At 41.9% G+C, this 21,317-nt stretch carries 18 protein-coding genes and 1 pseudogene; 13 read left to right on the top strand and 6 right to left on the bottom strand.

The window, feature by feature from the left end; translation table 11 throughout:
• Nucleotides 1-57: 57 nt before the first annotated feature.
• Complete coding sequence (locus AACQ81_RS13585) at nt 58-336, top strand: hypothetical protein (protein ID WP_237385545.1); 279 nt, start codon at nt 58-60, stop codon at nt 334-336.
• 659 nt (nt 337-995) lie between these two features.
• Here the strand turns inward: AACQ81_RS13585 and AACQ81_RS13580 are convergent.
• Nucleotides 996-1,361, bottom strand: a pseudogene (locus AACQ81_RS13580) (site-specific integrase); the annotation flags it as partial.
• Nucleotides 1,362-1,370: 9 nt separating this feature from the next.
• Here AACQ81_RS13580 and AACQ81_RS13575 point away from each other — a divergent pair.
• Entirely contained in the window at nt 1,371-1,553 is a 183-nt protein-coding gene (locus tag AACQ81_RS13575; RefSeq protein ID WP_237385544.1) for an FAD-dependent oxidoreductase, read from the top strand.
• Nucleotides 1,554-1,696: 143 nt separating this feature from the next.
• Here AACQ81_RS13575 and AACQ81_RS13570 read toward each other — a convergent pair whose 3' ends face one another.
• Nucleotides 1,697-2,734: a GlxA family transcriptional regulator gene (locus AACQ81_RS13570; RefSeq protein WP_237385543.1), complete on the bottom strand. Its 1,038-nt coding sequence runs from the start codon at nt 2,732-2,734 to the stop codon at nt 1,697-1,699.
• A 554-nt stretch (nt 2,735-3,288) separates the two neighbouring features.
• On the opposite strand from AACQ81_RS13570, the gene AACQ81_RS13565 reads away from it, so the two are divergent.
• A complete protein-coding gene (locus AACQ81_RS13565) occupies nt 3,289-5,181 on the top strand; it encodes a beta-ketoacyl synthase (protein ID WP_237385542.1) in 1,893 nt (630 codons plus the stop codon).
• A 187-nt stretch (nt 5,182-5,368) separates the two neighbouring features.
• Here the strand turns inward: AACQ81_RS13565 and ampG are convergent, their stop codons facing one another.
• Entirely contained in the window at nt 5,369-6,898 is a 1,530-nt protein-coding gene (ampG, locus tag AACQ81_RS13560; RefSeq protein WP_237385541.1) for a muropeptide MFS transporter AmpG, read from the bottom strand.
• A gap of 72 nt (nt 6,899-6,970) precedes the next feature.
• Entirely contained in the window at nt 6,971-7,558 is a 588-nt protein-coding gene (locus AACQ81_RS13555) for a lipoprotein (protein ID WP_237385540.1), read from the bottom strand.
• Nucleotides 7,559-7,812: 254 nt separating this feature from the next.
• Between AACQ81_RS13555 and bolA the strand changes: the two genes are divergently transcribed.
• The 9 genes from bolA to AACQ81_RS13510 all read left to right on the top strand — a co-directional run bounded on the left by bolA (nt 7,813) and on the right by AACQ81_RS13510 (nt 18,707).
• Nucleotides 7,813-8,136, top strand: coding sequence for a transcriptional regulator BolA (gene bolA, locus AACQ81_RS13550; protein WP_237385539.1), 324 nt, complete (start codon nt 7,813-7,815; stop codon nt 8,134-8,136).
• Nucleotides 8,137-8,742: 606 nt separating this feature from the next.
• On the top strand, nt 8,743-10,047 hold the full coding sequence (tig, locus tag AACQ81_RS13545; RefSeq protein ID WP_237385538.1) for a trigger factor: 1,305 nt from the start codon (nt 8,743-8,745) through the stop codon (nt 10,045-10,047).
• Nucleotides 10,048-10,309: 262 nt separating this feature from the next.
• A complete protein-coding gene (clpP, locus tag AACQ81_RS13540; protein ID WP_237385537.1) occupies nt 10,310-10,933 on the top strand; it encodes an ATP-dependent Clp endopeptidase proteolytic subunit ClpP in 624 nt (207 codons plus the stop codon).
• A 146-nt stretch (nt 10,934-11,079) separates the two neighbouring features.
• Nucleotides 11,080-12,351, top strand: a complete 1,272-nt coding sequence (gene clpX, locus AACQ81_RS13535; protein ID WP_237385536.1) for an ATP-dependent protease ATP-binding subunit ClpX — start codon at nt 11,080-11,082, stop codon at nt 12,349-12,351.
• A gap of 342 nt (nt 12,352-12,693) precedes the next feature.
• Nucleotides 12,694-15,048, top strand: coding sequence for an endopeptidase La (lon, locus tag AACQ81_RS13530; RefSeq protein ID WP_237385535.1), 2,355 nt, complete (start codon nt 12,694-12,696; stop codon nt 15,046-15,048).
• A 240-nt stretch (nt 15,049-15,288) separates the two neighbouring features.
• Nucleotides 15,289-15,564 carry a nucleoid-associated protein HU-beta gene (gene hupB / locus AACQ81_RS13525; RefSeq protein ID WP_237385534.1) on the top strand — a complete coding sequence of 92 codons (276 nt, stop codon included), beginning with the start codon at nt 15,289-15,291 and terminating at the stop codon, nt 15,562-15,564.
• Between the two features lie 175 nt (nt 15,565-15,739).
• A complete protein-coding gene (ppiD, locus tag AACQ81_RS13520) occupies nt 15,740-17,620 on the top strand; it encodes a peptidylprolyl isomerase (protein ID WP_237385533.1) in 1,881 nt (626 codons plus the stop codon).
• 148 nt (nt 17,621-17,768) lie between these two features.
• A complete protein-coding gene (locus AACQ81_RS13515) occupies nt 17,769-18,161 on the top strand; it encodes a ComEA family DNA-binding protein (protein ID WP_237385532.1) in 393 nt (130 codons plus the stop codon).
• Nucleotides 18,162-18,308: 147 nt separating this feature from the next.
• On the top strand, nt 18,309-18,707 hold the full coding sequence (locus AACQ81_RS13510; RefSeq protein WP_237385531.1) for an acyl-CoA thioesterase: 399 nt from the start codon (nt 18,309-18,311) through the stop codon (nt 18,705-18,707).
• 216 nt (nt 18,708-18,923) lie between these two features.
• On the opposite strand, the gene queC is transcribed toward AACQ81_RS13510, so the two are convergent.
• Together queC and AACQ81_RS13500 are read right to left on the bottom strand one after the other, a co-directional pair.
• Nucleotides 18,924-19,622: a 7-cyano-7-deazaguanine synthase QueC gene (queC, locus tag AACQ81_RS13505; RefSeq protein WP_237385530.1), complete on the bottom strand. Its 699-nt coding sequence runs from the start codon at nt 19,620-19,622 to the stop codon at nt 18,924-18,926.
• Nucleotides 19,623-19,654: 32 nt separating this feature from the next.
• Nucleotides 19,655-20,707, bottom strand: a complete 1,053-nt coding sequence (locus tag AACQ81_RS13500) for a PLP-dependent cysteine synthase family protein (protein WP_237385529.1) — start codon at nt 20,705-20,707, stop codon at nt 19,655-19,657.
• A gap of 122 nt (nt 20,708-20,829) precedes the next feature.
• On the opposite strand from AACQ81_RS13500, the gene AACQ81_RS13495 reads away from it, so the two are divergent.
• The gene (locus AACQ81_RS13495; RefSeq protein WP_237385528.1) at nt 20,830-21,300 is read left to right on the top strand and encodes an Lrp/AsnC family transcriptional regulator; all 471 of its coding nucleotides are present in this window, start codon (nt 20,830-20,832) and stop codon (nt 21,298-21,300) included.
• Nucleotides 21,301-21,317: the final 17 nt, after the last annotated feature.

Below are 21,317 nucleotides of genomic sequence, written 5' to 3'. Positions count from 1 at the left end.
TCGGCGGAATTTGCACGGGAATTCAGGCAAAAATAAGGATGACAGGATAGCCACAGTTTGACTCTATCCGGCCTGACCGTTAATATCTTTTTCTACAACAATGATCCATCGCCTGTCAGGATCGCCTTCAGGTGGCGAAATCAAACTCCCGTAGCCTGCAAGGGAGAGCAAATATTGTGGTACATCTGCGCACTTTTGGAAGCGGATATTGCCGGACATATAACCCACCGTCCGGCGATGAAAGTTACCCGGTTTCTTTATTCATCGGCTTATCATTTATATAACGCAGAACACCTGCCACATTTACCATTACAATTTACCCCTGCCCGATCTTAATCCACATTTTGATTAACGCACGACAAACGTTCCGAACACTGCACGGCGTCACTTGCGTTTAAGCGTAGCGATTACCAAGTGACGCCGCTAAGCGGCCAACGTCCAGAGCACGTTCGGCCTGCCTTTACAACCCATTTGAACCCCGAATTACTCAATGAAACCACTCGAAATAAGCCATTGACCCGTACAGACTGGCATTTTGTTTGATTGATGAACAATTGTCCGGTCTGGTTTTCAACCCACTGCCTTACAACAGGCTGATGCAGTAAAAAAAGGAGAAATCACACTATGTCACGATTAATGAGGCGTTCATCCTGAGCTGATCAGGCCCTGAACGGGGAGTATTTCATCGCCGTGCTGAGCACGTAGCGAACTCCTGCAAAAACTCAACACCACCTCGCCCTGCTACACATTATCTGACGCACCACGGAACGGTGAACCTAACCGACACGCAGGGAATGTTTCGAAATGAGTAAAATAAGTCTGAAAAACAGAGGGGAAATACGGATAGCGAAGCGATCACGAACGAAAATAAACAACAAAGATTGATTTAGCCGTCCGTATTCTTCCCCTGAGTTTGTGCAATCACTGAGGACAGGATGCACTGCGCCTTGACCAACCAAATGGTTTAACTCTCAGTTTAGTCGTGCATGGGTTCACCTGACCAGCTGCAAATTTTGGTCGGGGGCTTTCATTAGCTCGGTCGCCAGCGTATGACGGAAGCGATGAGGCGAGACGGTAAAACCACACTCTTTCGACAGGCGGTTAAAAAAAGAACGGAGATGCTGCTTTTCCCTGTCATGATGATACTGGTGACTGACATGGCGTCCGTGATGACAAAAACGCAGGCGGGTTAAATCAAACAGCGGATCATCCTCTTTCGCGCCACAGGCTTTTGCCTGTTCAACCAACTGCGCCAGCCGGGGTTTCAGCTGCGGGATCATCGGCACCCGCCACTCACTGTGGTTTTTACTGCCTTCCACACGTAGCTCAATGTAATTGCAGTCCAAATTAATATCCCGTAAGGAGCTGCAATGAAAAGCCATTATCAGGTATTAATTGTGGGTGCTGGCCCTGTCGGATTGCTACTGGCGTGCAGGCTAAAGAAAAGTGGAATTAATGTGGTGATCGAGAAAAGATCTTCCTGCTCAACTCACTCGAAAGCATTATCAATGAATGCAGCATCACTGGCTTTATTACATTCTCTCGCGTGGTAGGTCGTTTGGAGCGATCCGGAAAAGAGATAAATGATATTTCAATTTACTGGAATCAGCAGCGAATTTCGCATGTCGACTATCAATCTAATGTGGTGATGCAAGAAAATCACCTCTCAGAAGTTGACCAAATTTATTGAACCATATCAGTTATTCAGGCAGAACATTTTAGCTCGGACAGTTTTGCGATATTCTCCAGGTGAAATTGTGGTTTTTTGTTTAAATTGGCGGTTGAAATGTGCAATATCCTGATAACCAACTAGAGAAGCAATTTCTTGTATAGTCAGATTGGTTGATTGCAGCATATTAATCGCTGATTCAATCCTGACAGTGAGTAAATATTGTAACGGAGATATATCTGTGGCGTTTTTAAAACGTCGGTTAAAGTTTCGTAAGCTCATTCCTGTCATATCTGCAAGCACTTGCATTGATATATCCGTAGTACAATTCTCTTTTATCCATGTTTGAACCTGCATGATATCTTCATCCGGATGAGGTTTGTTTTCCACCTGGTAGCACTGACGTTCGAAATGACTGCGAATTTCATGGAAGAAAGTGCGCTGCGTGTAGGTGGCAACATGTTTACCATAAATTGTTTCAATAAAATGAATGGTAAGATCGGAGAGCGCTTTGACGCTGGCAGCACAGAATAAATTGTCTGATTGGGTAAGAAAGTATCTGGTTTGTAAATTCACTCTGGGGTAGTCGTGGGTGAACTGTTTGAAGTAATGCCAATGGGTGGTGGCTGGTTTTCCGTCGAGCAATCCGGCTTCAGCAAGAAAACAGCACCCAGTCCCGACAGCGGCGATGCGTGTGCCTTTGGAGGCCTGATCCGCCAGCCATTGCAACATTTCAGGATACTTCCTAATTATCAATCGCGGATTACGCCATAGAGCGGGTAGGTAAATGACATCATAATCGCTCTCTTCCTTAAACGTGGTGTCGGCGATAATGCTAAAATTACTGTGAGTCAGAATTGGGTTTTTATTAGTACTAACAGTTCTAATAGTAAGTATATTTTCAGGCTTGTAACGTTTAAAGGTATATTTTCCTTGTTTTTCTGAACTTATTGTTTGTTCAGCTAAATAACAGCTGGCTGCTGCTTTCCACATTTCGATCGGTAAGCTGAGAGCAGAACTTAACATGCGTTCATACAATACATATCCGATTTTTGTATTTGTCATTTTTCAATCAATACCTGATTTATTATTTAGGGCGTGTTGACGTTTCGTGAAGAATGTTTGAACAGCATGATGATTTGGTATGTTGAGTAGTAGACCTGCCCAGTCACTTGGGCTGACCCTTTCTCCGAACCGGGCGTACGGAACTCCCGCATCCGCCAGATCCGTGACCTCACACATTTTCAGCATGAATGGAACAATCGATACCCACAGCCTTATTCCTGTCAAGACGCAGGAATTGTACTTTCAGCATGTCAACATTCAACATTAAGAGAGATGAAAATGGCAACCGTCATTTTCTTAATTTGAAGATACCAGTAATTCCGGGATCTTCAAATTTTCTCTGTCTGGCTACCCATGTTGATTGATTTGATTTATGAATACAAAACATAAACATACCTGAATATATTAGATATATCGAAAATTTTCCTGGCCAAAAAAGCCAGCATTTTGGCTGAATTATCATATTAGCTTTTGTTATTAATTTGTAAACTGATACCAGTATATTTTTTAAAGTAGTGATGATCGTCTACGTCACTGCAAGATCAGGATATATTATGGTTAGATTACCTGTCATAACTGCATTTGGTGGCTACGGACCCGCTGGGCGAAGCTCTTCACATCATTCGTTTCGCCGCATGGTTATTGAATCTTTGTCTGAAAAACAGCAACAAGAAACGTTATTATCACTCGCTGTGTTGATGGGGCTGCTTAAGTACGACGAAGATAATTATTATGATAATCACGGAATAAAACTATCACCCATACAAGCCACGGCACAAATAAAAGATGTAGTGCTAGCAGGCACATTGATTAGACAGATTGGTAAAGAACATTTCGATATTGATGCCATAACTAGCTATACCCGATTGAATATGGCCTCGGGTATCAGTCCTCTCAGTTTTGAGTTATCTACCGGTCAGTTACCTGATCCCCTGCCGAAGGGGTGGTTTGTCGAGCCGTTAACCGCCGATCGGCTGCGCGTTACCGTGCAGGGTGAAATGGAGTGTAAAATAGATGCGATATTACGTACAGAAGTTCGGGCAGCCGGTCAGCTGCCACGGGGCTTTCGGCCTGGCGAACACTACAGTTCTCAGTTTCATCCACGCGCATTGCAGATGGCCATTGTGGGGGCTTCCGACGCCATTAATTCTCTTGGGATCCCGTGGAATGAAATACGTGCGTCGATAGCGCCGGATCAGTTAGGTGTTTACTCAAGCAACGTCATGGGGCAGCTTGACGATTATGGTTTTGGTGGCATGTTGCAATCGCGTCTGAAAGGACATCGCGTCAGTAGCAAGCAATGTCCATTGGGTCTAAACAGCATGTGTGCTGACTTTTTAAATGCCTATGTCTTGGGGAATGTTGGTCATACCAGTGCTACTCTGGGAGCCTGCGCTACATTTCTGTATAACCTGAATGTGGCGGTTGAAGACATTCAGGCTGGCAGAGTCCGTGTTGCGATTGTCGGGAGCGCGGAAGCACCAATTACCTCGGAAGTGATCGAAGGTTTTGAAGCTATGAGCGCACTGGCGACGGAAAGCAAGCTTTGCCGTGTCGATGAAACAGATATGACAAACTGGCGTAATAGCAGCCGACCGTTTGGCAACAGCTGTGGTTTTGTGGTGGCCGAATCCAGCCAGTATATCGTGTTGATGGATGATGAACTGGCTTTGCAGCTGGGAGCGGAAATTCATGGTTCGGTGAGTGATGTTTTCATCAATGCTGACGGTTATAAGCGTTCTATTGCCTCACCAGGATCGGGTAATTACATCACCATGGCGAAAGCGGTGGCCTCTGCTGTCACAATGGCCGGGCTGGAAACTGTGCAGACGGGTTCTTTTATTCAGGCGCATGGTTCCAGTACTCCGAAAAATTGTATCTCTGAAGCGAAAATTTTTGACCGAATCGCTGAGGCATTCTCCATCCGCGACTGGCCGATAACTGCCGTAAAATCCTATCTAGGCCACTCGTTGGGATCCGCCAGCGGAGACCAGTTAATCAGCTGCCTAGGAACATTCCGGTATGGAATTTTGCCAGGGATCAAAAGCGTGTCGCATATTTCGCCGCAGGTGAATGATGCGCGTCTGATGATTGCGACGCAGGATCAGACATTATCGGATGAACAGGCGCAGGTTGCTTTTATCAACTCGAAAGGGTTTGGCGGCAACAATGCTACCGGCGTGGTCTATTCGCCACAATTGACAATGCAATGGTTGCGTAGAAGGCATGGTAAGCAAGCTTTTACCGATTACCAGCAGCGTAATCGCCAAGTGCAGCAGCGGGTAAATACTTACGATATGGCAGCATCGCGCGGCAAATTAAACGTAATTTATGGACAGCATGAAGTGAATGAGAATGAAGTCAGGATCGATATGAACGGCATTACGATTCCAGGTTTTAAGCAACCAATTCAATATTCAAAAACTAAAAAATATATCGATTTTTAATTATGTAGTCAGTTTTATATTTCTATATTTGTGTATTTAAAACCTGCATCTTCAAGTTAATTTCATATAGTTGTATTTTTTTATTTTTCCTGTGAAGTTTGTCACTAAAAAAATCAACATAAGACTGAACTTTATCAGTCTTATGTTGGAGATGAATATCAAAGATGTTTTGAATCAGCAAGATAGACTAGGCTAATTTGCTTTTCTTTAAAGCTAAATAGTCCAGAATCCCACCCAAGAAAAGGCTTACGGCTCCAATAAGTACACCGCAGGTTAATAGCGGGGATATATAGTCACCTATGTTGTTAAGATATAGAATGTATTCTGGAGACATATCATATATCAGGGGCACAAAATAAATTATGATGAACAGTATGCTGCTAATAATTAACCAGATTACAAACATCAAGGCAGCCAGTACCATGATAATAAAAGTGGACTTATAATATTTTTTGAACAGAGTACGAGGAATAAATGAGTCAGTTTCTTGGGTATATGTCAGTGTCTTACGGCAGATAAATAACAGCATAAGCCCCGGTAATCCGACAATAACAGAAAACAAATAAAACATAGGCCAGCTATATGCTTCTGCAAACCAACCTGCCGCCGGGCCAACATAAACCCGGCCAACGGCTGACAGTGCAGAAAGTAACGCGAACTGAGTTGCTGAGAATGATTTATTGCACAGGGTCATCAGTAAGGCAACAAAAGCTGCGGTACCCATACCACCACAGATGTTTTCCAGAAAAATAGCGGCCCCCATGACATAAATATCTTTAGGAGTAACCGCAAGTATCCAGTAACCGAAATTTGAAACGGTTTGAAGGATACCGAATATCATCAGAGCACGGAATAGGCTCAGCTTCTGCATCAAGTAACCACCGTACAATGCACCAATAATGGTTGCCCCGAGTCCGAGGGTTTTATTGACCATGCCTACTTCAGCAGGAGTGAAGCCGACACCACGAATAAGGAATGGTGTACTGAGTGAAATAGCAAAGGCATCTGCCAGTTTATACAGTATGATTAATAGAAGGATAAGCCAGGCATTGTTTCGACTGAAAAAATCATACAAAGGCTCTAATACCGCTTGATGCAACGTTTTTGGGGGTGCTGTATTTATTTCTGGTTCTTTGGCTGTCAGAGTAGCATAAACACCAATCAGCATCATGCCTGCCATAACCCAGTACATGCTTTGCCAGCCGATATAGGTAGCTATCAATAACGCTAATCCACCGGAAACCAGCATAGCCAGCCGATATCCCAGAACAGAAATAGCGGCACCTGTTCCCCTTTCTTCTTGTGGCAGCAAGTCGGTTTTATAGGCATCGAAAATAATATCCTGAGAGGCGGAGAAGAACGCTACTGAAACGGCTAATGCAGCGAGCCACCATAAATGTTGGGAAGGTTGGAGAAAACCCATTGCTGCGATACTGACGATCAATAAAAGCTGAGTAACAAGCATCCATCCTCGTCTTCGCCCTAATAATGAGGGTGAATATCGATCCATTGCGGGTGCCCAGAGGAATTTAAAAACATAGGCTTGACCAACTAATGTGAAAAACCCGATAGTCCGGATATCAACGTTTTCAACAGTCATCCATGCTTGTAACGTTCCAGCAGTGAGCGCAAGAGGTAGGCCAGAAGCAAAGCCTAATAATAGAAGAGTACGATAATTGCGTAATGCAGATAGGTTTAAATAACGATGGCTAGTCATGAGTCTCCTAAAAACTTTCTGCCTGTTGCCTAGTTCAGTCAAAGCCAGGCAAAAAGTTTATTCATTATCCTGTTATTGCACGTTTTGTTTGATGAAGGTACTGATTGATGTATCTTGAGCCATGTCCGCGATCACGTCAGATAAAACCGTATTTACAGCATCAGCAATTTTGGCATTTGTTGCACTTAATGGTGCTTGGGCATTGTAACTGGTACGATAGTTTTTAGTTTGCTTATTGCCATTTTGAGCATAAACAATGATAGATATCTCTGCCTTGGCCGAGATATCATGGCGCAGACTCCCTTCTTTCACATTGGCATAGAGCTGATTTACAGTGACTTGCAAATTTGCATTAGCAGGAGAACCAATCATATAGCCGCGAGCCACCATTTGTTTTTCCAGTACTTCTTGCAGTAAAAAACGTAAATCACGGGAAGGGAGGAGAGTGACTAAGCGAGCATTACGATTAATTTGAGCAAGAGCTTGAGATTGACGATGATCGACCCCACTAATACTGATTGTGATCGTCTTCATTGTTGGGTCTGCCTGTGGCAGAGTGATTTTAGGTTGAATAATCAATGTATTGCCTGAGTCTGCGCAGCCGGATAAGCCAATTAAAAAGAAAAGTGTGATCACTGAAATAAATATTTTCTTTAGCATTTGAGTTTTCTCAATTCAAGATTTGAATACCCGATATATTAAAACAGGTAGTATAAATCGTAGGTAGTATAAACTGTCGTAATCATAGCATTGCCATTGATAACGGCATATCCCTTATGATTGATATATAGGGAGAAGTACTTAAGCAAATGTTGTTAAAGAGGTTTGGTTGCCCTGATGTTATAAATCACGGGAAATAAACTAAAATTAATTATGTGATTAATAAATAACCTTAGGTGATTAAGGAGAATGAGATGGTGCGTCAGGAAATAGAAACAAAGTTACAGGCGGCATTTAAGCCTTCTCATCTGGAAGTTGTCGATGAAAGTTATCGTCATAATGTGCCTGCTGGTTCCGAAAGCCATTTTAAAGTCATTGTAATAAGTAATGACTTTATTGAACAACGAATGATCAGCCGACATCGCTTAGTATACAGTGTCTTGGCTAAAGAGTTGGAAGAAGGGGTGCATGCTTTGGCGCTCCATACTTATACAGAGAAAGAGTGGGCAGAATTAGGCGATAGTGTTTTGGCTTCTCCTGCATGCCGTGGTGGAAGCACAAAAACATCAACTTTGTGATTTTTTAGCCTAATTCAATAGCCTATTCCGCTTTATTTTATTAATCTAAATAGCAACTAAAAATTGTAGATCACTCCCTTACTTCTCGCAACGCGAGGAGTGAGGAAACTTCATAATTTGTGTGTATCACTATTATGAATAGCCTATTTAGGTCTTAATTTTAGATAGCAGCTTTCGGGCTGTATTTTTATTTATATACATAGGACATATACCCAATGGATTTCAAGAGGTGGAGTGACGGCAAAAGTACAAATCTCTGGAAGCATAGATAGTTATGTGACTGGGATGAGTGAACACAGCCAACAAAGCTGCAATTTGAAAGACAAGGGGGATAAACAATATAGTGATGTGGCTAGTGAGTAACATTTATCACATAAGTCAACGAATCATGCATGCTTTTATCTGCAATTCTCGACTCATACTGTCTGCATCGCTATAATGTTGCGTCTAAATTTTTAGAATGGTTTCGGGACGCTTCTGATCACAGGGATTCGCGGTTTTAAATACGACCGCCCCGGTTCTTAAAGAGTGCTGTGATCTACTTATTTTAAGTATTGCAGTCATTCTGAAGTTGACCGAGCACTATGATTTTTTTGAGGTAACAAGATGCAAGTTTCTGTTGAAACCACTCAAGGCCTTGGGCGTCGTGTGTCAATCACCGTTCCTGCTGCCGATATCGAAAAAGCAATTAGCAGTGAATTGGTTAATGTAGCAAAAAAAGTCCGTATTGACGGTTTTCGTAAAGGCAAAGTGCCAATGAAGATCGTCCAGCAACGTTACGGCGCTTCTGTTCTTCAGGATGTTCTGGGTGATTTGATGCAACGCAATTTTGTCAATGCGATTATTGAGCAGAAAATCAATCCAGCGGGCGCACCAAGCTACAAACCAGAGCAGTTCAAAGAAGGTGAAGACTTTATTTACTCAGTTGAGTTTGAAGTTTATCCAGAAATTGAACTGAAAGGCCTGGAAGAAATTGAAGTTGAAAAACCTGTTGTTGAAGTGAAAGATGCAGACGTTGACACTATGCTGGACACGCTGCGTAAACAGCAGGCAAATTGGAAAGAAACAGATGAAGCAGTCGTTGCAGAAGATCGTGTAACTGTTGACTTTACTGGTTCTATCGATGGTGAAGAGTTCGAAGGCGGTAAATCAACTGACTTCGTTCTGGCAATGGGTCAGGGCCGTATGATCCCTGGCTTTGAAGACGGTATCGTTGGTCACAAAGCAGGTGAAGAGTTTACTATTGATGTAACTTTCCCAGAAGATTACCATGCAGAAAATCTGAAAGGTAAAGAAGCTAATTTTGTGATCAACCTGAAGAAAGTTGAACAGCGTGAACTGCCAGAACTGACTGAAGAATTCATCCAGCGTTTTGGTATTGCTGATGGTACTGTTGAAGGTCTGCGTGCTGAAGTTCGTAAGAACATGGAACGTGAACTGAAAAATGCTGTTCGTAATCGTATCAAAACTCAGGTTCTTGATGGTCTGGTTGAGGCTAACGAAATTGAAGTTCCTGCTGCAGTTATTGATGGTGAAATCGATGTACTGCGTCGTCAGGCGGCTCAGCGTTTTGGTGGCAATGAGAAACAAGCTCTGGAACTGCCACGTGAACTGTTCGAAGAGCAGGCGAAACGTCGCGTTGTTGTTGGTTTGCTGTTAGGTGAAGTTATCAGCAGCAATGAGCTGAAAGTAGACGAAGATCGCGTTAATGCACTGATCGAAGAGATGGCTGCAGCTTACGAAGATCCGAAAGAAGTTGTTGAATACTACAGCAAAAACAAAGAAATGATGAACAATGTTCGTAACATCGCCCTGGAAGAACAGGCTGTTGAACTTGTTCTGAGTAAAGCTAAAGTTTCTGAAAAAGAAACTGGCTTCAATGATCTTATGAACCAAAATCAACTGGCATAAGTTTCATTTATTGATTGCCTGGGATGATGAAATCTCACTCTCAATGAAGGAAACCCGTAGGCAATGCCTACGGGTTTTTTTTATTTTTCTTGAAAAAAACAGATTTAACCTCATATCCTTTCTTACTATTATGTAAGGGCTTACTACTTTTTAGAGGGAAGAAAACCCCTTATGAGTTAACTTTGGATCATGGTCATCATCGCTTATCTCAAGTAGAATCAGTTATGAATGGCACCAGCGTGAGTTCTATTAGGAGACGGAAATGTCATACAGTGGCAAGCAAGATCAATATGCACCTAACATGTCTTTGGTGCCGATGGTGGTTGAACAAACAGCACGTGGGGAGCGTGCATTTGATATTTACTCCCGTTTATTAAAAGATCGTATTATTTTTCTGACAGGCCAAGTTGAAGATCATATGGCGAATTTGATTTCCGCCCAAATGTTATTCTTGGAAGCAGAAAACCCAGAAAAAGATATTCATCTATATATCAACTCGCCGGGTGGTGTTATTACGGCTGGTATGTCTATTTATGACACGATGCAGTTTATCAAACCAGATGTGAGTACTATTTGTATGGGGCAGGCCTGTTCAATGGGGGCGTTCCTGCTGACAGCTGGAGCAAAAGGTAAGCGTTTCTGTCTACCAAATTCCAGAGTTATGATTCATCAGCCATTAGGTGGTTTCCAAGGGCAGGCGACAGACATTGAAATCCATGCGCAGGAAATACTCAAGGTTAGAGCTCGTATGAATGAGTTGATGGCAAAACATACTGGGCAACCGCTTGATAAGATTGCAGAGGATACTGAACGTGATCGTTTCTTATCAGCGTCGGAGGCCGTAGAATACGGGTTGGTTGATAGTATATTCACCCAGCGAAACTAATTTATTGACAATTATTTTATTACTCCGATGCTGGTTTTTTCTGAACGCTTTTTGTCTTAGTGTCAGACTAAGCGGAGTAATAAAACAGCGTTTTTTCTGTTATGCCAGATAAACTGGGATAACAGCTCATAAAGTGAGGTTGACTGATGACAGATAAGCGCAAAGACGGTTCAGGAAAGCTGCTGTATTGCTCTTTCTGCGGGAAAAGCCAACATGAAGTGCGGAAATTAATAGCTGGCCCGTCAGTGTATATCTGCGATGAATGTGTCGATTTATGTAATGATATCATTCGCGAAGAAATTAAAGAGTTAGTACCACATCGTGAGCGTAGTACATTGCCTACCCCTCATGAAATTCGTCAACATCTGGATGATTATGTCATTGGTCAGGAACCGGCGAAAAAGGTATTGGCAGTGGCCGTCTATAACCATTACAAGAGATTGCGTAATGGTGACACCAGTAATGGTGTGGAATTAGGCAAGAGTAATATTTTGCTGATTGGCCCGACGGGTAGCGGTAAGACTTTGTTGGCTGAGACACTTGCCCGCTATTTAGATGTTCCGTTTACTATGGCTGATGCCACAACATTGACTGAAGCGGGTTATGTTGGGGAAGATGTCGAGAATATTATCCAGAAACTTCTGCAAAAATGTGACTACGATGTACAGAAAGCACAACGTGGTATCGTGTATATTGATGAAATAGATAAGATTTCTCGTAAGTCTGATAACCCTTCAATTACCCGTGACGTATCGGGTGAAGGGGTTCAGCAGGCACTGTTGAAACTGATTGAAGGTACTGTGGCAGCGGTTCCACCTCAAGGTGGTCGTAAGCATCCACAGCAGGAATTCTTGCAGGTTGATACATCCAAAATCTTATTTATCTGTGGTGGTGCGTTTGCCGGTTTGGACAAAGTTGTCAGCCAGCGCTTGAATGTCAGTTCAGGCATTGGTTTTAGTGCTACAGTTAAAGGCGAATCGGAGAAAGCAACAGAGGGTGAATTACTGGCTCAGGTTGAACCAGAAGACTTGATCAAATTTGGGTTAATTCCTGAATTCATTGGCCGTCTACCTGTTGTGGCAACGCTGACTGAGCTTAATGAAGAAGCATTGATTCAGATCCTTCAGGAACCGAAGAATGCACTGACCAAACAGTATCAGGCCCTATTTAATCTTGAGGGCGTTGAACTGGAGTTCAGAAAAGAAGCACTTACTGCTATTGCGAAAAAAGCAATGGCACGTAAAACAGGTGCCCGTGGTCTTCGTTCAATTGTTGAAGGTGTTTTGCTAGATACAATGTATGACCTGCCATCAATGGAACACATAGAAAAAGTTGTCGTTGATGAAACGGTTGTTGAAGAGAAATCCGCACCATTATTAATATATAGCAAGCCGGATGCCCAAGTTTCTGGTGAGTGAAGAAAATAGGGTAGGAAATACCGATTATCAATATCCATTGAAAAAATAAATGAGGGATTCTCCCTCATTTTGTTTTTTGCCGTTATAGGCTATTGAATGTCAGATTCTTGTCCCCATATATTTTATATTCTTTGAAGTGAAACTCGTGAAAACCGTGTTTCACGAGATTCCTAAAAACTGGCGAAAGCTGTACCCGATAAATTTCGAGTTACATCGCGACGGCAAGTTAATCGATTCACAGGAGCATAGCTACTATATAGCGACTATGTGACTGGAGTGAGTGAGCGCAGCCAACAGAGAGACAACTTGAAAGATGAAGGGTATAAACGAAGAGAGAGCTCTATGAATCCTGAGCGTTCCGAACGCATAGAAATCCCTGTATTGCCTTTGCGCGATGTAGTGGTTTACCCACATATGGTGATCCCTCTGTTTGTTGGGCGTGAGAAGTCAATTCATTGCCTAGAAGCAGCAATGGATCATGACAAACAGGTCATGTTGGTCGCGCAAAAAGAGGCATCCACTGATGAACCAGGAGTCAATGATCTTTTCTCCGTAGGTACAGTGGCTTCTGTTTTACAGATGTTAAAATTGCCAGATGGTACAGTAAAAGTTCTGGTTGAGGGTTTGCAGCGTGCTCGCATTACCACATTAACGGATAATGGTGAGTATTTTTATGCACAGGTTGAATGCCTTGAATCTCCTGAAGTAGATGAACGTGAACAAGAAGTTCTGGTAAGAACTGCTATTAATCAGTTTGAAGGTTACGTCAAACTGAATAAAAAGATCCCGCCGGAAGTATTGACATCGTTGCATAGTATTGATGATTTGGCAAAATTGGCAGATACCATTGCCGCTCATATGCCTTTGAAAATCAATGATAAGCAGGCAGTTTTAGAAATGTCTGATGTTGTTGAACGCATTGAATACCTGATAGCCATGATGGAATCAGAAATCGATCTGTTACAGGTAGAAAAACGTATCCGTAATCGCGTTAAAAAACAGATGGAAAAAAGCCAGCGCGAGTACTACCTGAATGAACAAATGAAAGCGATTCAGAAAGAGTTGGGCGAGATGGATGATGCGCCTGATGAGTATGAAACGCTTAAACGCAAGATCGAAGATGCGAAAATGCCGAAAGAGGCTCGCGAAAAAGCAGAAGCTGAGTTGCAGAAATTAAAAATGATGTCTCCGATGTCAGCAGAAGCGACGGTCGTTCGTAGTTATATTGACTGGATGGTACAAGTTCCTTGGGTTACGCGTAGCAAGGTTAAGAAAGATTTAGTTAAAGCTCAGGAAGTGCTGGATATAGATCATTATGGTCTGGAGCGTGTTAAAGAGCGTATTCTTGAATATCTCGCAGTACAAAGCCGTGTTAGCAAGCTCAAAGGGCCAATACTCTGTCTGGTAGGACCTCCGGGTGTAGGTAAAACCTCATTGGGTCGTTCCATTGCATGTGCGACAGGACGGAAATATGTGCGTATGGCATTGGGAGGCGTACATGATGAAGCTGAAATCCGTGGGCATCGCCGTACCTATATCGGCTCTATGCCAGGTAAATTGATTCAGAAGATGTCCAAGATTGGGGTTAAAAACCCACTGTTTCTGTTGGATGAGATTGATAAAATGTCATCCGATATGCGGGGTGATCCAGCCTCAGCTTTATTGGAAGTGCTTGATCCTGAACAGAATGTGGCATTTAACGATCACTACCTTGAAGTAGATTACGATCTGTCTGATGTGATGTTTGTGGCAACATCCAACTCCATGAATATTCCAGCACCGTTGCTGGATCGTATGGAAGTTATTCGTTTGTCAGGTTATACCGAAGATGAAAAACTGAATATTGCCAAACGCCACTTAGTGCCAAAACAGATCGAACGCAATGCGTTGAAGAAAGGTGAACTGTCCATTGATGATGGTGCGATTATTGGCATAATTCGTTATTACACTCGTGAGGCTGGCGTTCGCAGTCTGGAGCGTGAAATCTCTAAATTGTGTCGTAAAGCTGTTAAAGCACTACTGATGGATAAAAAGATTAAGCACATTGAAATCAATGCGGATAATTTGAAAGACTATCTGGGTGTACAGCGTGTGGATTATGGTCGCGCCGATACAGAAAACCTTGTTGGTCAGGTAACGGGCCTTGCGTGGACAGAGGTGGGCGGTGATCTGCTGACGATTGAAACAGCCAGTGTGCCGGGTAAAGGTAAATTGACTTATACCGGTTCATTGGGTGAAGTGATGCAGGAATCCATCCAGGCCGCATTGACAGTCGTTCGGGCTCGTGCAAATAAATTGGGTATCAGTTCTGATTTCCATGAAAAACGTGATATTCACGTTCACGTACCAGAAGGAGCTACCCCAAAAGATGGGCCGAGTGCAGGTATTGCAATGTGCACAGCACTGGTTTCTTGCCTGACTGGTAATCCAGTTAACGCTGATGTCGCTATGACGGGGGAAATTACCTTGCGTGGTTTAGTGTTGCCAATTGGTGGCTTGAAAGAGAAACTACTGGCAGCGCATCGTGGGGGAATTAAAACAGTTGTGATTCCATATGAGAATAAACGGGATCTGGAAGAGATCCCTCAGAATGTGATCAAAGATTTAGAGATCCATCCTGTTAAGCGCATAGAGGATGTTTTGTCTATTGCTTTGCAGGAACCGGCATTTGGAACAGAAGTAGTATCACTAAAATAGTACAAAAATAGTGAGCTAATTCAAGAAATGTGTATAAAATTTAAGTTGGCGAGTAAATTCAGACTTGCCAGCTTTTTTTGTATCATTAAGTTAGTTTAGTCTAATTATCCGATTAAATATTTTGCTGTTCCATGATTTCTTGCTAATACTGGAAAGGATTGATATGACAGCGTGACTGTTGTGTTATCTGTTATGAATCGGATTTTGTTACAATAGTAAAACTAAATGGGGATGATAAGAGTGAATAAGTCACAACTGATCGACAAAATTGCTGCTGATGTGAACATTTCCAAGGCAGCAGCTGGACGTGTAGTAGATGCATTCATTTCTTCAGTATCTGATGCATTAAAAGACGGTGATGATGTCGCTTTGGTAGGGTTTGGTTCATTTATTGTGCGTGAGCGTGCTGCACGTACAGGACGCAACCCCCAGACAGGCAAAGAAATTAAAATTGCGGCAGCAAAGGTACCTGCTTTCCGTGCAGGAAAGGGCCTTAAAGACGCTGTTAATGCCTAAGAATAAAAAAACAGGCCTCTCATTTTTGCCATCGCAGTAAACTTCAACTGACTAGGCAGGGTTGATGGGTTAGAATATAAGCGCATCAATTGATTGGTGCGCTTTTTTTCTCTTAGCGTTTGAATTAGCGTAATATGACAGTTTCTTTTTCACTAAAGCGGAGTTTTACGTCTTTATGATGGACAACCTACGCACGGCGGCAAACGGTCCTGTGCTTAAAATTGTGTTGGCTCTAATTATCCTGACTTTTGTGTTGACTGGTGTAACGGGCTACCTGTCAAGCGAAAGTGGTAGTTATGCTGCCAAAGTGAATGGTCAAACCATTAGTCGTGCTCAACTGGAGCAGGTATTTCTGCAAGAAAAAAGTATGTTGCAGGAGAAGCTGGGAGATCAATTCTCAACGCTGTTAAGCAATGAACAACAAGTACGTCAGATTCGTCGTCAGTCATTGGATCGTCTTATCAATTCTGCACTGATTGAGCAGTATGCCTACAAATTAGGCTTGTCTGCAAGCGATGATCAGGTTGCACAGGAGATACGTAACTTACCTTTTCTCCAGACCGACAGTAAATTTGATAGCAATAAATATCAGGATTATTTGAACTTACTTGCCCGTTCAAACATAAGCCCTGATAACTTTGCGGAGCAGGTTCGTAACGAGATTATCAATCGTCAATTGATGCAAATATTGATGGGGTCGGAAATTGCCTTACCGACAGAAATCAAACAAGAAGTCATGCTTGCTCTTCAAGAAAGAACGGTGCGTCTTGCGACTCTTGAATTGAAATCAATTGAAGCACAGCAAAAAGTTACCGAAGACGAGTTGAAAAACTACTATGGTGAGAATAGCAAGCATTTCACCGTACCAGAAAAAGTTAAAATCAGCTATATCAAGATGGATGCTACAGATGAACTCAAAAATATCACTGTATCTGAAGCCGATATCGAAAAATATTATAAAGATAATTTGTCAAAATATACGACATCTGAACAGAAGAAGTATAGCTTTATTCAACTGTCTTCAGATTTAGTCGCCAAATCTGTTTTGGATGAGTTAAATAAAGGGGCTGATTTCAGTCAATTGGCAACCGAAAAATCGACTGATAAGTTTTCTGCCCAAAAGGGAGGAGATCTCGGTTGGATGGAAGAGAGTTCTCTGCCTAATGAGCTTAAATCAGCTAATTTAACAAAAAAAGGGCAACTTTCTGATATTGTCAAATTATCCAATGGGTACGCCATCTTCCGTTTAGATGATATCAAGCCTCAGGTAATCAAATCATTAGCTGATGTGCATTCGGAAATAGAGAAAATCGTTAAGCAGGAAAAAGCTGTTGATGCATTCTATGCATTGCAACGCAAAGTGAGCGACGCAGCAGCTGATGATAACGAATCCTTGGCAGCAGCAGAAAAAGCAGCTGGTCATGCAGCTGTGACCACTGACTGGTTTGACCGCGATCAAATTCCCGCTGACATTAATTTCACTCAAGTTGTTCAGGCTATTTTTTCCGGTAATTTGATTGATGATAAAGGAGCAACAGGAACTAACTCTGATGTCATTTCTGTTGAAGGTGACAGAGCCTTTATTGTTCGTGTTGATGCTGTCAAACCTGAAACTGTTCAACCGTTCGAACAAGCTAAATCTGAAGTGACTGAATTGTTGAAACGTCAGAAAGCGGAAAAACAGCTTCAGATTGAAAGCGAAAAGCTGCTGGCGGCTCTAAAAGAAGATAAAGGTGAGCAGGCGCTGAAAACCGCTAATATCCAATTTGGTCAACCTACAGTAATAAAACGCTTCTCACAAACTAATCAGGTGACTGATGTTGCATTTACTCTGCCTCGTCCTAAAGAAGGTAAAGTTGAATATGGTTTAGCTCAAGATGAGCTTGGGAACTCGGTATTTATCCAGTTGGATAAAGTTGCTCCTGGCTCTATCAACGAAGAGCAGATTAAAGAATACCAGGAAGGATATCAGTATCAGATTGGTAATATTATGCTGGAATCATTGATGATTAATTTACGTGATGAAGCTGATATTAAGTTCGGCCAAACCGAGTAAAATTGCGACGTTACCCGCAACTATTTTTGTAAAATAGTAATTTGAAAAGGCCACTTTCGTGGCCTTTCGCATATTTTAATCTTGCCTGTTGTCCAAAAATATTGTTATGGCAATCTCTCTTCCGTCAACAATACATGGAGAAATTTACATGAAGTATTTAAGGATATTATTCAACTCATTCATCGTGGTTTTGTGTATCAATATGCCGTTATCGTATGCGATCACGCCAAATGAGCCTGCTGATAAAACGGTAAAACAATCTGGTAGTCAACATAAAGCTATTATTGAAGACAGTGCTTCAAAAGAAGGAAAGGAGCAAGTCACCACTCAGCAAATATCAGGGAAAGGATCACTTAATATTAATATTGCAAATGCGGAAGAATTAGCGAAAGAACTTAATGGCATTGGCGTTAAAAAAGCACAGGCAATTATTGAATATCGTGAGAAGTATGGCCCTTTTACGGCAATAGAACAACTACAGGAAGTTCAAGGTATTGGACCTATCTTTATAGAAAAAAATCGGAATAAGTTAACTTACTAAGTATTAAGCCCTCTTGAGGCACAGTTATGCTGCTGCCAAGAGGGCTGTGATACCGATCAAAAATAATTCATTAAACACTATTGTAATTAAATTGTTTTGCTATTGTTAATGTTCGTCTGGTCGGATGAGTTTAAGGAAAAAATAGCAATGAGCACGATTATCAAAGTTAGGGGTTACCATATCGATCTTTTCCAGCATGTGAATAACGCCCGTTATTTAGAATTTATGGAGGCAGCTCGCTGGGATTTACTAACAGAAGGTGACTCTATGGAATGGTTAAACAGTAATAATATTGGTTTTGTCGTGGTGAATATCAATATTAATTATCGCCATCCGGCAGTGATAGCCGATGAATTGGAAGTGAAATCTTCTTTACAGGAATTACGCAATAAAAGTGGCACATTCTTTCAGGAAATTATACGCAGGAGAGATAATCAAATTATTGCTGATGCTTTAACCACATTTGCCTGTATTGATTTAAAAACCCAAAAATCTCTGATATTGGAAGGTGAACTACGGAAAAGAATGGAAGCCTATAACCAATGAGTTTCGGATTGCAGCGTGACAATAAAGAAGCAGATCATGAGGCAATATAGGAGTATAGATAACTCCTGCATGTGTATAAAAACGGTAGCTGGGATGAGCAAACTAAACCAACAAAGCTGCAACTTGAAAGATGACGGGTAATAAGACCTAATAGAATAAAGTGAGAGGTCTGTTGAACCTCTCACAAACAGATATGAATTAAATAAAACGATGTGATTAACTTAAATGTGTTTTAGATTTCATATCTGCCATTATGGATTGAATATTGGTTAAATAGTTAGTTAATCCTTTGGTGCGGAGATGGCAGGCAGCGCATTCACCGCATCCATCACCTTGAATACCGTTATAACAAGTGAGAGTTTGGTTTCGGACAAAATCTAGTTTTTGATAATAATCGGCCAGTGCCCAAGTTTCCGCTTTGTTTAACCACATTAAGGGAGTTTCAAAACGGATATCACGAGCGATACCAAGGCTGACAGCGTTATTTAGCGCTTTGACAAATTCGTCACGACAATCTGGATAGCCCGAAAAATCAGTTTCACAAACACCAGTAATCACTGCTTCAGCCTCAATCTGGTAAGCATAAATAGCTGCCAAAGTTAAAAACAGAATGTTACGACCGGGCACAAAAGTATTTGGGAGGTCACTTTTTTCACTTGCATTGAAATCTGGCACAGGAATGTTGTCTCTTGTCAGGCTGCTGATTGCAAGCTCATTTAACAAAGTAACATCAAGGACTTTGTGGGCAGCGGCTCCTAATTCTTTGCTGATACGGCAAGCGACATCAATTTCAGTGCGATGACGCTGCCCATAATCAAAAGTAACACAGTGAACTTCGTCATATTGACGGAGTGCCTGAATTAAACAAGTGGTGGAGTCCTGCCCACCACTGAATACAACAACGGCTCGTTTCATGATACCTGCCTCTGTAAATTGAAGGAGGTATGTTACTCATAACTGTTTAGCTTGGGTAGTTGTGTTAGATACTGAGTGACATCACCGATATTATTGCGAACCCATTCCGGATTGTAATAAGTATCAAGATAGCGTTCTCCGCTATCACAAATTAACGTCACGATAGCACCTTGTTGGTTGTTATCGTGCATTTGTTTGGCGAGTTGTAAAGCGCCCCAGACGTTAGTTCCTGTTGATGCACCCGTTTTTCTGCCAATTAATTTTTCAAGCCAATAAATAGTAGCAATAGAGGCAGGATCAGGAACTTGGATCATGTCATCGACAACAGTAGGGATAAAGGAGGGTTCTACACGTGGACGACCAATACCTTCGATTTTGCTGCCAGCATCTCCGCGAATTTCACGGCAATTCTGACGATAGCAATCGTAGAAAACGGAGTTTTCAGGATCAACAACAACCAGTTTGGTGTCATATCCCTGATAACGGATATAGCGGCCAAGTGTTGCCGATGTACCTCCAGTTCCTGCACTCATAACAATATAAGTTGGTTCAGGAAATGGCTCTAGTTTCATATGGCGAAAAATACTTTCTGCAATATTGTTGTTTCCTCGCCAGTCGGTTGCTCGTTCGGCATAAGTAAATTGATCCATGTAGTGGCCGTTCAGTTCTTTTGCCAGACGTTCTGATTCTTGGTAAATCAGAGCCGAATGTTCTACAAAATGACATTTACCGCCATGGAACTTAATCTCCTGAACCTTACGTTTAGCCGTACAGGAAGGCATTACTGCAATAAAAGGTAAGCCAAGCAAACGGGCAAAATAAGCTTCCGAAACAGCGGTACTGCCGGATGAAGCTTCAATAATTGGAGTTCCTTCCTTAATCCAGCCATTAGTGAGTGCATAAAGGAATAGGGAACGCGCAAGCCGGTGTTTCAGGCTACCTGTAGGATGAGTGCTTTCATCTTTGAGATAGAGATGAATATTTGGAAACATGGGAAGATTGAGGCGAATCAGATGCGTATCAGCACTGCGTTGATAATCAGCTTGGATAGCTCTTATGGCATTTTTAGCCCATGAAGACGACATAAATTGATCCTGAATAATAATACCGTAGTGGTATATAGATTACCCTTACATTTAGAGAAATAGGTTGTTATTTTTCTGTTTTTATCCGTTATATTTGGGAAATATTTCTATAGGATTGAGATATGCTAGACAAAATAGACCGTAAGCTACTGGAACTACTCCAAAAGGATTGTAGTTTATCCCTGAATGCGTTGTCTGAAGCTGTTAATTTGACGTCTACACCTTGCTGGAAACGTCTTAAGCGACTTGAAGTTGAGGGATATATTGTTGGAAAAGTGGCATTGCTCAATGGTGAGAAACTCGGTCTTGGTCTGACAGTGATAGTGATGATCAAAACTCAGCAACACAGCAGTGAATGGTATGGGCAGTTTGTTACCTTTATTAAAGAGATGCCAGAAGTCTTAACATTTTATCGCATGGCTGGTGAATATGATTACCTCATGCATGTAGAAGTTGTTGATATGAAAAGTTATGATCGGTTCTACAAACGCATGGTAAATGGGATTTCTGGTTTGATTGATGTCACCTCCAATTTTGCAATGGAGAAAATAAAATATACAACGGCGTTACCAATATCAGATCCAGTAATATGAAGTTCCCTTTGGTATGT

It is taken from the genome of Xenorhabdus sp. Sc-CR9 (assembly GCF_963897815.1).
Classification (GTDB): domain Bacteria; phylum Pseudomonadota; class Gammaproteobacteria; order Enterobacterales; family Enterobacteriaceae; genus Xenorhabdus.
This window is presented reverse-complemented; position numbering and strand designations above follow the sequence as displayed.